General features: G+C 65.3%; 1 protein-coding gene. It reads right to left on the reverse strand.

Features of this window, described 5'->3' with window-relative positions; translation table 11 throughout:
* Position 1: 1 nt before the first annotated feature.
* A complete protein-coding gene (locus J9870_RS13180; RefSeq protein ID WP_210644671.1) occupies positions 2-16126 on the reverse strand; it encodes a non-ribosomal peptide synthetase in 16125 nt (5374 codons plus the stop codon).
* Positions 16127-16195: the final 69 nt, after the last annotated feature.

The following is a 16195-nucleotide window of genomic DNA, read 5'->3' on the forward strand; positions in this document are numbered from 1 at the left end:
TTTATTCAGCATCCTTGGAGACGATAGCGAGCAGTTCGCTTTCAGACAGCGAAGCCATTTCTTGTTGCAGGTCGAGCAATTCATCCGACTCGTACTGCGCCAGTTGCAGGGTGTTGATCAGGTCGGCCAGGGCCAGCAGCGAGGGGTGTTCGAACAATCCTCTGAGCGGCACTTCGACACCGAAGGTTTCTCGCGCCCGCAGCGTGACCTGCACCGCCAACAGTGAGTGGCCGCCGAGTTCGAAGAAGTCGTCGTGCCGGCCGATCCGTTCCAGGCCCAGCAGGTCGGCCCAGATCTGCGCCAGCAACGTTTCGGTTTCACCGTTGGGCGCTTCGTACTGGCGATAGGCAAAGTCTTCGCTGCGGGGAGCGGGCAGGGCGCGGCGGTCCAGCTTGCCGTTGGGGCTCAGCGGCAGTTGCTCGACCACCACGAACGCGGCGGGGACCATGTAGTCCGGTAGCTGCGAGGTCAGGTAAGGCCGCAGCGTGCTGCTGGCATTGCGGCCGGCCAGGTGCGGTTCGACACTCAGGTAGGCCACCAGACGCATCGCCCCTGGTGTGTCTTCGCGGGCGATAACTGCCGCCTCGCGGACCCCAGGCAGGGTCAGCATGAGGGCTTCGATCTCACCGGGTTCGATACGGAAACCACGGATCTTGACCTGTTGGTCGTTGCGTCCGAGGAACTCGAGCACCCCATCGGCGCGCATGCGCACCAGGTCGCCGGTGCGGTACATCCGTGGCGCGTCGCCTGGGCCGAACGGGTCGTTGAGGAAGTGTTCGGCGTTCAGTGACGCCCGATCCAGGTAGCCTCGCGCCACCCCCGCGCCGCCTACGTACAATTCGCCCGGCACGCCGAGTGGCACCGGCTCGCGCTGTTCGTCCAGCACGTACAGGCGACTGTTGGGGATCGCCCGCCCGATGGGCACCGTGCCCCGGTCCTGGGCGGTACAGCGATGCACCGTGGTCCATACGGTGGCTTCGGTGGGGCCGTACTCGTTGTACAGAGTGATCTCAGGTTCCAGCCCGGCACACGCCTGCACCAACTGCGCGGGACAGGCTTCGCCGGCGACGATCATTTCTTGCAGGAGGCCATGACCGTTACCGCTGGCCAGGCTCGTCAGCACCAGGCGTCCCAGGGACGGCACGCACAGCAGCGAGGTGATGGCCTGTTCGCCAATGAACCGGGCGATGGCGTCGGGATCCCGGGCAGTCTCGGTATCCGGGATGCACAAGGTGCCGCCACCGACCAGGGTGCCGAAGACCCCGGCCACGGAACTGTCGAAGGCAATCGACGACAACAGCAGGAAGCGCTTGTCGGTTGCCGGCCCATACACCGTGCCGCGGGCCAGCGTCGAGGCCACCAGGTTACGGTGCTCGATCATCACTCCCTTGGGTCTGCCGGTGGAGCCCGAGGTGTAGATCACATAGGCCAGGTGCGCCGGGGTCAGGCCCTGGGCATCCCATTGTGGGTCCTGGCTGCTCGAACGCACCGCCAGCGCCCGTTCGATGGCCAGGTAGCGAGTGCCCTCCTGCAGTGTGCCCACGGCCGCGCGACCGACCGGATCGGCCAGCAACAGGCGCGGCCTGGCGTCCTCGATAATCGAGGCCAGGCGCTCGGTCGGGTAGCTCGGATCCAGCGGCACGTAGGCGCCTCCGGCCTTGAGAATCCCCAGCAGGCCACTGATCATCGCCACGCTGCGTTCGACACAGATGGCCACCAGATCCCCCGGTTGGACCCCAGCCGCGATCAGCTGGTGCGCCAGAGCGTTGGCTTGGGCATTGAGCTCGGCGTAACTGAGCGATTGTCGGCTGTCGAGCAGGGCACAGGCGTTCGGCGTGCGGCGCACCTGCGCTTCGAACAGCTGTTGAATGCACAGGTGCGTCGGGTAGTTCACCTCGGTCTGGTTAAAGGTTTCCAGCAGTAGGGTGCGCTCCTGGGCAGGCAGCACGTCCAGTTGCGTGAGTGGGATCTGTGGCGTGTACATCAGGGCCTGGGTCAGTTGCTCCAGCGCCCGTTGCATCAAGGCGCAGATGCGCTGCGGGTCAACCCCCTGCACACTTTGCACGGTCAGGCCCAAGGCATCGCCATAGTCGTTGACCGACAGGGTCAAGGGGTAATTGGTCCGCTCGGCACTGTCGAGGATGCGCATGCCCGGCCAGTGCAGCTGGCTGTCGTCGCGCTGGTGGCGATAGTTGAGCAGCGTGGTGAACAGCGGCAAGGCGTTGGGTACGCCACTGCAACGCTGCGCCAGGGCCAGGGAGGCCTGTTCGTGGTCCAGCAGCTCGATCAGGTCGCGGTGGGTGGCCAGGACCTGTTCATTGGCCCCGGCGTTTAGCTGCAGGCGCACCGGCAGGGTGTTGATGAACACGCCCAAGGCCCGTTCGGCACCGGCCGAGCCTTGCAGGCGCCCGGCGACCACCGTACCGAATACCACATCCTCGCGACCGGTGCAGCGGGCCAGGACCTGGGCCCAGGCAACGTGGAACAGCGTCGCCGGAGTGATGCCTCGCTCCCGGGCCTGGGCGCGGATGCGCAGGTTGAGCTCGACGCCCAACTGCACGCTGGCTTCTTCGATATGGCTGCCGTCGCCTTGCACTTCCAACAGATCGAAGGGTGCGGTGGGGGCATCGACATCCGCCAGCCGGCGGGTGAAGTAAGCTTCGTGAACTTCGGCCGGGATGGCCTGGGCCTGGGCAATGAAGTCGCGATAGGGCTGTGGTGCCGCCAGGCTGTCGCTTTGTCCATGGAGGATCGCGTGGATTTCTTCCAGGACGATTTCCAGGGTCACATGGTCGCTGGCCATGTGGTGGTTGAGCAGCGCCAGCAGCCAGCGTTCGGAGTGCGGATCCTGGGCGATGCAGGCACGCATCAGCGGCGCCTGGCGCAGATCCAGGCGCAGTTGCCGTGGGTCGCTCAAGGCTTCGAGCTGGCTGCGCGGGTCCATGTGGCCGTCGAGGGAAACGCTGTGCACCGGCAACCGCGCCTGGCGCTGTACAACCTGCACCGGTTGGGGCAAACCGTCCCAATGCACGCAGGTGCGCAGGATATCGTGGCGGTCGATCACCTGTTGCAAGGCGGCGATGAAGGCGTCGAGGCGCTGGCGGTTGTCGAACTCGAGCATCGAGCGCACCAGATAGGCGTCGCCTTCATGCCCGAGCAAATGATGGAACAGGATGCCTTGTTGCAGTGGTGCCAGGGGGTAGATGTCCTGGATATTCTGCGCACCCCCGGGCACGGCAGCGACGATGTGTTCGAGCTGAGCCGAGGTCAGCTCCACCAGCGGCAACATCTGCGGTGTCAGTGCCAGGCAAGTGTCCGGAATGCGATTGGCCGGAGCCTGGAAAACCGAGCTTGTGGTGGTCGTCAGGGCCAGGGCCAGCTCCCGCAGGCTCGGGGCGCTGAAAACCATGCGCACGTTGGCGTTCAGGCCTTGTTCGCGCAAGCGTTCGATCAGGCTGACGGCCATCAGCGAGTGGCCGCCCAGTTCAAAGAAGCCGTCGTGACGACCAATGCGCTCGATCCCCAGCAAGGCTTGCCAGATATCGGCCAGGATCTGTTCCACACGTCCTTCAGGTGCCTCGTAGGCGCGGCTGGCGTAGGCATCCTGATCCGGTTCGGGCAGGGCGCGGCGGTCGAGCTTGCCGTTGGGGGTAAGCGGCAATGCGTCCAGCACCACGAAGGCGCTGGGCACCATGTGTTCGGGCAGGCGACTGAGCAGTTCGGCGCGCAATTGTCCGGCAGCGGCCGGTTCGCCGCACAGGTAGGCCACCAGGCGTTTGCCGGACTGGTGATCGCGGGCAACGACCGCCGCTTCGCGAACCCCCGCGAGAGCAGCGAGGGCGGCTTCGATTTCCCCCAGTTCGACACGCAGGCCGCGGACCTTCACCTGATCGTCGTTACGGCCCAGGTACTGCAACGTGCCGTCCGGCAACCAGCGACCGATGTCGCCGGTCTTGTACAGCCGCGCGTCGGCCTTGCCATAGAACGGGTCGGCGATAAAGCGCTCGGCGCTGAGCTGCGGCAGGTTGAGGTAGCCGCGCGCGACCCCGATACCGCCGATGTGGATCTCACCGGGTACGCCCACCGGCAGCAACTGCCCATGGCTGTCCAGTACATGCAATTGCATGTTGCGGATCGGTCGGCCAATCGGAATCGACTGGTGCCGGTAGGTCTCGAGATCGCTATCAGCGGTGTACCAGGCGACCACGTCACTGCACTCGGTCGGCCCGTAGCTGTTGATCACCGTTGGCCGTGGCAGAGGGAGTTTTTCCAGCATGGCGAGCTGGATCGGCTCACCGCCCAACACCACCCGTTTCAGACAGGCAAGGGCTTGTTGATGGTCGGCGTCCACCAGCGCGTGGAAGGCGCTGGGCGACATGTTGAGGTGCGTGATGCCGGCGTCGGCGATCTGCGCGACGATGGCGCCGGGGTTGAAGGGTTCTTCGGCCAGGTGCAGCGTGGCGCCGACCAGCAGTGGCGCGAGGATGTTTTTCTGGGTCAGGTCGAAGTTGTAGGAGGACGCGAGCAGCACGGCATCGCCAGCATCGAACGCCAGGTCTTCGAGGTACCAGTCCAGCAGGTTGCGCAGGCCGCGATGTTCGACCATCACGCCTTTGGGCAAGCCGGTGGAGCCGGAAGTGTAGATCACGTAGGCCAGGTGACCGAAGCCCAGCGCTGTTACTTGGGGGTTGTGAGCAGGGGCTTGCAGCAGCGCCGCGCTGCCCAGCTCCAGCGTCGCCAGGCCTTGGGGCAGCGGCAATTCGTCCAGGCCTTGCTGGCGAACCAGGGCTCGTGGCTTGCTGTCGCCCAGCATATGGGCCAGACGTTGCGCCGGGTACTGCGGATCGAGCGGCACATAGGCCGCACCGGCCTTGAGGATGCCCAGCAGGCCAATGACCATTTGCGCACTGCGGCGGGCGCAGAGGCCGACGGTGTCGTCGGGTTGCACGCCCAGGGCGATCAGCGTGTGGGCGACGCGGTTGGCCTGGGCATTGAGTTCGGCGTAGCTCAGGGTTTGTCCTGCGCAGACCAGCGCCACGGCGTCCGGGGTGCGGCTCGCCTGTGCTTCGAACACCACGTGCGGGAAACGGCTTGGGCTTTCGTCCAAAGCGACACTGGCCGGGTTGAAGGTTTCCAGCAGTTGTTGGCGCTGCGAGTCATCCAGCAACGGCAGGGTTGCCAGCGCTTGGTTGGCATCGTCGAGCATCGCGTCGAGCAGGTGCAGCAAATGCTGGCCCCAACGGGCAATGGTGCTTTCGTCGAACAGGTCGGTGGCGTATTCGAACTGGCCGCTGATGGTTTCGCCATCGTCATTGAGCGACAAGCTCACGTCGAACTGCGTGGTGCCGGTAGGTTGTGGCAGCGGGGTCAGGCTCAGCCCTGGCAACTCCAAAGCCTGGTCGCGCGGGGTATTGCCCAGCACCAGCATGGCCTGGAACAGCGGGCTGTGGCCCAGGCTGCGTTCCGGTTGCAGGACTTCGACCACCTGTTCGAACGGCAGGTCCTGATGGCTGTAGGCGTCGAGGGTGGTGGCCTTGATCTGCGTCAGCAACTGGTCGACACGGCTGTGGGCCTGGACGTCGATGCGCAGGGCCAGGGTGTTGACGAAGAAGCCGATCAGCGCCTCGGTTTCCTGGCGTGGACGGTTGGCCACCGGGGTGCCGACCACCACTTGCGGTTGGTTGCTCAGGCGCGAAAGCAGGATCGACCAGGCGCCGAGCAGGGTCATGAACGGCGTCAGGCCCTGTTGCTGGCTGAAGCGGCGCAGGCGAGTGCTGAGTGCTGCGGGCAGTTGCAGGGCCAGCGCGGCACCCTGGTAGCTTTGCACTTGCGGGCGGTTATGGTCACTGGGCAGTTCCAGCAGCGCCGGGGCACCGCTGAGGTGTTCCTTCCAGAAGCCGACCTGGGCGTGCAGGCGTTCACCTTGCAAGTGTTGCTGTTGCCAGGCGGCATAGTCGGCGTATTGCAGGGCCAGGGCCGGCAGTGGATCGTCGAGATCCTGGCTGAAGGCGGCATAGAGCGCGTTGAATTCACCGATCAACACCGCCACCGACCAACCGTCGGAGACGATGTGGTGCTGGGTCACCAGCAGGATGTGTTCGTCGGCGTCCAGGCGCAGCAGGCGGCCACGAATCAGTGGCCCCTGGCTCAGGTCAAAGGCATCGCGGGCTTCGGCCTGGGTCAGTTGCTCGACGGCCGCTTGCCGGGCCTCGGCGTCGAGGGCTTGCAGGTCGTGTTCCTGCAAGGCGAAGCCGATGTCGGCGGCGGCGAAGCGCTGGCGGACCTCGCCGTCATGGCATTCGAAGGTGGTGCGCAGGCTTTCGTGGCGGGCGACGATGCGGTCCAGGGCGCGCTGCAAGGCGTGGCGATCCAGCTGGCCGCGCAGGTGCAGGGCGGCGGGCATGTGATAGGCGACGCTGGCGGCGTGGTCCAGTTGATCGAGGAACCACAAGCGTTGTTGGGCCAGGGACAGCGGCAAGGGCTGGTCGCGGGACACCACGGCAATCGGCTGGACCTGGGACTGGCCGGCCTGTTCCACCTGTTGGGCCAGTTCACTCAACGAGGTCTGGGCGAAGAGGGTACGCAGGTCGATCTCGACACCGAGGTCCTGGTGCAGGCGCGCTTGCAGCTGCACGGTCAGCAGCGAGTGACCGCCGAGTTCGAGGAAGCCGTCGTGACGACCGACCTGATCCAGGCCAAGCAGGTTTTTCCAGATCTCGGCAATGGCGAGTTCGGTGTCGCCCTGGGGCGCCTCGTAGGTTTTGCTCGCCAGGGATTCCAGGCCGGGCGCGGGCAGGGCGCGACGGTCGAGCTTGCCATTGGCGGTGAGGGGCAGGGCGTCCAGGTGCACGAAGGCGCTGGGCACCATGTATTCGGGCAGGTGCTTGAGCAGGGTGCTGCGCAGTTGTTCGGCACTGACCGGTTCGCCGCACAGGTACGCCACCAGGCGATTATCGTCCCGGGCGATCACGACGGCGTCGGTGACACCGGCGCAGCCCCGCAACAGGTTTTCAATCTCACCCAATTCGATGCGGAAGCCACGGATCTTCACCTGGAAGTCATTACGCCCCAGGTACTCCAGCGTGCCATCGGCCAACCAGCGGCCAAGGTCACCGGTCTTGTACAGGCGTGCGTTCGGTTCAGTGCTGAACGGATCGGCGATGAACCGTTCGGCGCTCAGCTCCGGGCGGTTCAGGTAACCGCGCGCCACACCGGCACCGCCGATGTGCAGCTCGCCGGCCACGCCCAGCGGCGTCGGTTCGCCCCGGGCGTCGAGCACGTGCACCTGGACGTTGGCAATCGGCCGGCCAATACTCGGCCGTTCGCCGAGGTCGCGGATCAGGTCGATGGTGGCGTCCACCGTGCATTCGGTCGGGCCGTACATGTTGTAGAAGCGAATGCTCGGGCAGTTGCGCAGTTTCTCCCAGGTCGCGGCGTTGATCGCCTCGCCACCGAGCAGCACGCTCACCGGCTGATAGCTCTGGCGTTCCAGCAGGCCGGCGGCGAGCAGGGTGTCGAGCTGCGACGGCGTGGAGTCGAAGGCATGCACCTGATGCTGTTCGAGGAAGTCCAGCAGCTCGTGGCCGCTGGCGCGGATCAGTTGCGGGATGATCACCAGGCGGTGGCCGGAGAACAGCTGCGAGATGCCCTTGATCGACATGTCGAAGAAGAACCCGGCATTCAGCGCCACGGTGGCCGGTGTTGGGCAATGCCGGTGGGTGGTGCGGGTCAGCACCTGCCAGAAGTTGAACACCGAACGGTGCTCGACCATCACGCCCTTGGACTGGCCGGTGGAACCGGAGGTGTAGATCACGTAGGCCAGGTGCTCGGCGGTCAGGCCTGGCACTTGCGGGTTGCCATCGAAGGCTGGATTGCTCGCAGCCTGCAACGAATCAACCGTGTCGAGCAACAACAGCGGCAGCTCGCCGGACGGCAGGCTGAGGGCCGATTGGCTCAACAAGGCCCGTGGCTGGCTGTCCTGCAGCATGAACGCCATGCGCTCGGCAGGATGGGCCGGGTCGATCGGCACGTAGGCGGCGCCGGCCTTGAGCACACCCAGCAGGCCGACGATCATGTCCAGGCTGCGCTCGGCACAGATCGCCACGCGTTGATCGGGTTGGACACCGAGTTCGAGTAATTGCCGGGCCAGGTGGTTGGCGCGGCGGTTGAGCTGGCGGTAGCTCAGTTGCTGGTTCTCGCAAACCAGGGCCACGGCCTCGGGATTGGCCTGGACCTGGGTTTCGAACAGGGTGTGGATCGGCTGTGCAGGCCCGAAATCGCTGGCGGTGTGGTTGAAGTCGCCCAGCAGCAATTGCCGCTCGGTTTCAGGCAGCACTTTCAGGTCGCTGGCGAGGCGTTCAGGGGTCTGTTCAAGGGCTTCCACCAGGGCGGCCACGGCTTGGCCGAGGTAGGCGGCGATGCGTTGCGGGTCGATGCCAGTGATGGATTGGGCGGTCAGGGAGAAGTCGTCGCCTTCATCCGCCACGGCCACTTCGATCGGATAGTTGGTGCGGGCTTCGTTGCTGAGGAAGCGCACACCGTCCCAGGCCAGGACCTGGTTTGCGTTGGCCAACGAGCCGCCGTCGGTCTGATGGCGGTAGTTGAGCAAGGTGGTGAACAGCGGCAGGCCCGCGCCAACGCCGCTGCAACGCTGGGCCAGGGCCAGAGAGGCCTGTTCGTGGGCGAGCAGTTCGCTGAGGTCGCGATAGGTTTCGTCCACCAGCGCGCTGACACTGAGCCCGGCCAATCGCACCCGTACTGGCAGGGTGTTGATGAACACGCCAAGGGCCCGGTCGGCGCCCAGCGAACCTTGCAGGCGTCCGGCGACCACGGTGCCGAACACCACGTCATCACGCCCGGTGCAACGCGCGAGCACCTGGGCCCAGGCCAGATGAAACAGTACCGCCGGCGTCACCCCGGCCGTGCGCGATTGCGCGCGGATCCGCAGGCTCAGGGCCGGGTCGAGACGCACGCTGGTTTCCACCACCTGGGCACCGTCGCCCTGGACATCCAGCACGCCGAATGGGGCCGTCGGCTCATCGACACTGGCCAGGCGCCCGGCGAAATAGGCTTCGTGGGCCTGGGGCGGGGTGGCGAGAATCTGCGCGACGAACTCCCGATACGGCATGGGTGTGGGCAGGTTGGCACCCTGGCCCTGCATCAGGGTCTGGATTTCCTCGAGCACGATGCCCAGGGACACGTGGTCGCTGATCATGTGGTGGTCCAGCAGGGCCAGCCACCAGCGTTGGGAATGCGGGTCCTGGGCGATGCAGGCGCGCATCAGCGGTGCCTGTTGCAAATCCAGGCGCAGGTGTCGTGGATCGCTCAAACGCTCCAGTTGCGCGCGCGGATCCTCATCGGCCGTCAGGGTGATGGGCTGGACCGGTAGCTCGGCCCGACGTTGCACCACCTGCACCGCTTGCGGCTGGCCGACCCAATGTACGGCGCTGCGCAGGATGTCGTGGCGGTCAATGACCACTTGCAGGGCCGCGACAAAGGCATCGAGGCGCTGGCGGTCGTCGAACTCGATCATCGAGCGCACCAGATAGGCGTCGCCTTCATGCCCGAGCAAATGATGGAACAGGATGCCTTGCTGCAGTGGCGCCAGCGGGTAGATGTCCTGGATGTTCGCGGCACCGCCAGGCACGGCGCTGACGATACGTTCGAGCTGGGTCGAGGTCAGTTCCACCAGGGGCAGCATGTCCGGCGTCAACGCCGTGCAGTCGGCCGGAATCCGGTTGGCCGGGGCCAGGAACAAGACTTCCTCGCTGCGGCTCAGGGCCTGGGCCATCTCCCGTACGCTGGGCGCGGTGAACACGGTGCGCACCGTGGCGCTGAGGCCGTGCTGGCGCAAGCGGTCGATCAGGCTCACCGCCAGCAGCGAATGCCCGCCGAGTTCGAAGAAGCGGTCATGCCGGCCGACTTTCTCGATGCCCAGCAGATCCTGCCAGACGGTCGCGACGATCTGCTCGACCTCGCCCCGCGGTGCCTCGTAGGCCCGGCTGGCGAATGCTTCCTGGCCCGGTGCGGGCAGGGCGCGGCGGTCGAGTTTGCCGTTGGGCGTCAGTGGCAGGGCTTCGAGATGCACAAAGGCGCTGGGCACCATGTATTCAGGCAGCGCCGCCAACAAGGCGGTGCGTAGTTGTTCCACGGGGACCGATTCACCGCACAGGTAGGCGATCAAGCGCTTGCTGTCCGATTGGCCCGGTCTGCTTTCCTGAGCCACCACCACTGCTTCACGCACACCGGCGCAGCCGGCGAGGATGGCTTCGATCTCGCCCAGCTCCACACGGAAACCGCGGATCTTCACCTGATCGTCGTTGCGCCCCAGGTACTGGAGAGTGCCATCGGCCAGCCAGCGGCCAAGGTCGCCGGTCTTGTACAGGCGCGCGTCCGGGTCGGTGCTGAACGGGTCGGCAATGAAGCGTTCGGCGGTCAGCTCCTGGCGATTGAGGTAACCGCGCGCGACACCGACACCGCCAATGTGAATTTCTCCGGCGACCCCCAGTGGGACGAGGTTGCCGCTGGCATCGAGCACGTGCAGCTGAGTGTTGCGTACCGGTTTGCCGATCGAGCGGAAGTCGTCGTGGTCGCTTTCCATCAGGCGGATCGAGGCGTTCACGGTGGCTTCGGTCGGGCCGTAGGCATTGAACAGCGCCGGGCGATGACCGGCCCGGGCGAACCACTGGGTCACGGCCTGTTTACCCACCGCTTCGCCACCGATCATGAACTGACGCAGCGAGGTGGGCAGCGGTACATGCAGGTCGCGGCTGACCTGCTGCCAGAACACGGTCGGCAGGTTGGCGACGCTGATCGCATGTTGTTCGCACAGTGCGGCGAAGGCCGCAGTCCCGGCAATCCAGGCATCGCTGCGCAGAACCAGGGTGGCACCGGACAGCAACGCCCCGAAAATCTCTTCAACCGACATGTCGAAGGTCATGGTGGCAAACTGCAGGATGCGGTCTTCCGGGTTGAGGCCATAACGCTCTTGCAGGGCGCCGATCTGGTTGCACACCGAACGGTGTTCGAGCATCACCCCCTTTGGCTTGCCGGTGGAGCCTGAGGTGTACATGACGTAGGCCAGGTGCCGGGAGGTCAAGCCTTCGACCCGCGGGTTGCGTTCATCGCCAGCGGCTGGATCGTCCAGAGACAGTTGCGCAATCGGCAGCGGTGGCAGTTGTCCGGCCAGGTTGCCTTGGCTCAGTAATACCCGCGGCGAGCTGTCGCTGAGCATGTGCTGCAGGCGATCCTGCGGATAGTTCGGGTCCAGCGGCACATAGGCGCCGCCGGCCTTGAGGATGGCGAGGATACCAATGATCATCTCGGGGCTGCGTTCCACCAGCAGCGCCACGCGTTCATCCGGGCGCAGGCCGGCGGCGATCAAGCGGTGAGCGATACGATTGGCCCGGGCATTGAGTTCGCCATAGCTGAGGCGGCTGTTTTCAGCCTGGACAGCGATGGCGCGGGGGCGATCCAGCACCTGTTGTTCGAACCACTCATGCACCAGCCTGCCCTCGGGAAACGGGGCATGGGTCTGATTGAAGCCACCGAGCAGTTGCCGGCGTTGCTGGTTGTCCAGCAACGGCAGGGTTGCCAGCGCTTGGTGGGCATCGTCGAGCATCGCGTCGAGCAGGTGCAGCAAATGCTGGCCCCAACGGGCAATGGTGCTTTCAGCGAACAGATCGGTGGCGTATTCGAACTGGCCGCTGATGGTTTCGCCATCGTCATTGAGCGACAAACTCACGTCGAACTGTGTGGTGCCGGTAGGTTGTGGCAGCGGGGTCAGGCTCAAGCCTGGCAGTTCCAAAGCCTGGTCGCGCGGGGTATTGCCCAGCACCAGCATGGCCTGGAACAGCGGGCTGTGGCCCAGGCTGCGTTCCGGTTGCAGGACTTCGACCACCTGTTCGAACGGCAGGTCCTGATGGCTGTAGGCGTCGAGGGTGGTGGCCTTGATCTGCGCCAGCAACTGGTCGACACGGCTGTGGGCCTGGACGTCGATGCGCAGGGCCAGGGTGTTGACGAAGAAGCCGATCAGCGCCTCGGTTTCCTGGCGTGGACGGTTGGCCACCGGGGTGCCGACCACTACTTGCGGTTGGTTGCTCAGGCGCGAAAGCAGGATCGACCAGGCGCCGAGCAGGGTCATGAACGGCGTCAGGCCCTGTTGCTGGCTGAAGCGGCGCAGGCGAGTGCTGAGTGCTGCGGGCAGTTTCAGGGCCAGCGCGGCACCCTGGTAGCTTTGCACTTGCGGGCGGTTATGGTCGCTGGGCAGTTCCAGCAGCGCCGGGGCGCCGCTGAGGTGTTCCTTCCAGAAGCCGACCTGGGCGTGCAGGCGTTCACCTTGCAAGTGTTGCTGTTGCCAGGCGGCATAGTCGGCGTATTGCAGGGCCAGGGCCGGCAGTGGATCGTCGAGACCCTGGCTGAACGCGGCATAGAGCGCGTTGAATTCACCGATCAACACCGCCACCGACCAACCGTCGGAGACGATGTGGTGCTGGGTCACCAGCAGGATGTGTTCGTCGGCATCCAGGCGCAGCAGGCGGCCACGAATCAGTGGCCCCTGGCTCAGGTCAAAGGCATCGCGGGCTTCGGCCAGGGTCAGTTGCTCGACGGCCGCTTGCCGGGCCTCGGCGTCGAGGGCTTGCAGGTCGTGTTCCTGCAAGGCGAAGCCGATGTCGGCGGCGGCGAAGCGCTGGCGGACCTCGCCATCATGGCGTTCGAAGGTGGTGCGCAGGCTTTCGTGGCGGGCGACGATGCGGTCCAGGGCGCGCTGCAAGGCGTGGCGATCCAGCTGGCCGCGCAGGTGCAGGGCGGCGGGCATGTGATAGGCGACGCTGGCGGCGTGGTCCAGTTGATCGAGGAACCACAGGCGTTGTTGGGCCAGGGACAGCGGCAAGGGCTGGTCGCGGGACACCACGGCAATCGGCTGGACCTGGGACTGGCCGGCCTGTTCCACCTGTTGGGCCAGTTCACTCAACGAGGTCTGGGCGAAGAGGGTACGCAGGTCGATCTCGACACCGAGGTCCTGGTGCAGGCGCGCCTGCAGCTGCACGGTCAGCAGCGAATGGCCGCCGAGTTCGAGGAAGCCGTCGTGACGGCCGACCTGATCCAGGCCAAGCAGGTTTTTCCAGATCTCGGCAATGGCGAGTTCGGTGTCGCCCTGGGGCGCTTCGTAGGTTTTGCTCGCCAGGGATTCCAGGCCGGGCGCGGGCAGGGCGCGGCGGTCGAGCTTGCCGTTGGCGGTGAGGGGCAGGGCGTCCAGGTGCACGAAGGCGCTGGGCACCATGTATTCGGGCAGGTGCTTGAGCAGGGCGCCACGCAGTTGCTCGGCCGGCACCGGCTCACCGCAGACGTAGGCAACCAGGCGTTTGCTGTCCGGTTGCCCAGGATGGTCTTCCCGAGCAATGACCACCACTTCGCGAACGCCGGGGCACAGGGCCAGGGCCGCTTCGACTTCGCCAATCTCGATGCGCAGGCCGCGGATTTTAACCTGGAAGTCGTTGCGTCCCAGGTACTCCAATGCACCGTTGGCCAGCCAGCGGCCAAGGTCGCCAGTCTTGTACAGGCGTGCGTTGGGTTCTTGGCTGAACGGGTCGGCGATGAAGCGTTCGGCGCTCAGTTCCGCTTGGTTCAGGTAGCCTCGGGCGACGCCGATGCCGCCGATGTGCAGCTCCCCGGCGATGCCCAACGGTTGGGGTTCGCCCCGGGCATCGAGGACATGCATCTGGATGTTGGCGATCGGCTTGCCGATGGGCACGCTTTCGCCGGGGTCACTGGGCCGGCACTGCCAGGCGGTGACGTCAATGGCCGCTTCGGTCGGGCCATAGAGATTGTGCAGCTCGACCCCCGCCAGTTGTTGTTCGAAGCGCCGTTGCAGGCCGCGAGGCAGGGCTTCGCCGCTGCACAGCACGCGGCGCAGGGCAGGGAAGTCCTGCCTGTCATGGTGTTCGAGGAACAGGTCGAGCATCGACGGTACGAAGTGCAGCAGCGTGATGCCAGCCTGGCGCATCAATCGGGCCAGGTAATCCGGCTCCTGGTGGCCGCCCGGACGAGCCATGACCAGCTCGGCGCCGGCGAGCAACGGTAGGAAAAACTCCCAGACCGACACGTCAAATCCGAACGGAGTCTTTTGCAGCACCCGGTCGCTGGCATCGACACCGTATTGGTCGCGGGCCCACAGCAGGCGGTTGACCACCCCGAGGTGTTCATTCATCACGCCCTTGGGGTTGCCGGTGGAGCCTGAGGTGTAGAGCACGTAGGCCAGGTGCCGGGGTGTCAGGCCCAGGGCTTGCGGGGCCGGGTCATGTTCGGGCTGAGCGGCCAGTTGACCTTGATCTTCGTTGCCATCGAGTGCCAGCAGCGGAACATCCAACGGCGGCAACTGGGCCAGCAGTGCCTGGCTGGTCAGCACGGCTCGCGGGGCACTGTCGCCAAGCATGAATGCCTGGCGGGCGCTCGGCAGGTCCGGGTCGATGGGCACGTAGGCGCCCCCAGCCTTGAGAATGCCCAGCAGGGCGACGACCATTTCCGGCCCGCGTCTGAGGCTCACGGCCACCCGGTCATCCGGCTCCACACCCAGTTCGATCAGGCGATGGGCGAGCCGGTTGGCCTGGCGATTGAGTTGGCCGTAACTGAGCAGGGGACCGCTCTCGTCGCGCACGGCACAGGCAGCCGGGCGCTGCTCGGCTTGCTGTTCGAACAACTGGTGGATCAACACGTCCTGCGGATAGTCGCGGGCCGTGGCGTTGAATTCGACTTGCAGACGTTGCCGCTCGGCCTGGCTCATGAGCGGGTAATGACCCACGGCGGTGTCATGGCGCTCCAGCACCGCTTCGAGCATCGAGAGCATGCGCTGTTGCAGGAGTCGGGCTTCTTCCAGACTGAAATAGGCAGTGTTGAAGTTGAAGTCCAGATGGACGTCTTCGAACGGATGGTAGTCGCGCACGAAGATCGCCATGGGCGTCTGTTCGTAACCGTTATCCATGGTGATGACGGTGGATGAAGTGCCGCCGAACTGATCGTCGCCGTCCAGGCTTTCGAACGACAAGGAGATGTCGAACAGCTGCCGACGTCCGCTCTGTGCCAGGCGCAGGCTGCGGTTGAGCTCGGCGATGGGGAAGCGCTGATGACGGTAGCAGCGGCGCAGCTGCCCACCGGCAGTGTGCATCAGGTCCAGCAGCGAAGCATCGAAGTCGACGGGCAGGCGGATCGGGCTGACCGAGGAAAACATGCCCGCGGTTTCTTTGGTACGGGCGGTGGTGCGGTTATGCACGGGCATGCCGATGACGATTTCATCGACCCCCACGGTGCGGCAGAAATAGGTGGCCACCACGCTGATCAGCACATGGGCGACCGACAGGCTGCGTTCGCTGGCGAATTGTGTCAGGGCGTTGTACAGCGCTCGGGGAAGCATCGCCTGCACCTGGGCGCTGGGCGCCAGTGCATTGGCCTGGCCGGTCTTGAAGTCAGCGCGGCGTTGCAATAGCGATGGCGGCATTTGCGCGTAGGTTTCCTGCCAGAACTGGCGGTCGCGCTCGTAGCGGGACGAGGCAAGGTAAGCCCGGTCATCTTCCAGGAACGACAGGTAGGAATGCCCCTGGGCGACTTCGTCATTGCCGGCCAGCAGGCCGTTGTAGGCCGCGCCCACGGCGTGGCCGATCAGCGCCACGCCAATGCCGTCGGTGACCAGGTGGTGGTAGCGGTTGAGCCAGTAATGGAGGTTCGGGCCGCAACGGACCATGCGCGCCTCCCAGAGCTGCCCGGTCAGCGATTCGAACGGCTGGCGGAACGCGTCGCGCAGGTACTCCATGGCCAGGCCGGCGGCAGCCTGCTCCTCGGAGAACTCCACCACTTGCAGGTTTACCTTGACCTCGGGGATGACTCGTTGGCGGCCGATGCCGCCCTCATGGCTGAAGCTCAGGCGCAGGGCATCGTGACGGTTGGCGACCAGCTCGATGGCTTTCTCGAACAATGGGATGTTGATCTCACCCCTGATCTCCAGGGACATGCCGATGTTGTAGTAGGGCAGGTCTGGGTGCGCGATCTGGTCCAGCCAGATGCCCTGCTGGACTGAGGCCAGCTCATGGGACACGCAATCTTGCGAGAGCGACATATCGGTCGACGAATCCATATCGGAGCACCTGCTTGCAGAATCAATTGAGGTTTTGTCTCCGTTCGAAAGGCAGCGGTGTGTGGAGGC

This window comes from Pseudomonas sp. Tri1, assembly GCF_017968885.1.
Lineage (GTDB): Bacteria > Pseudomonadota > Gammaproteobacteria > Pseudomonadales > Pseudomonadaceae > Aquipseudomonas.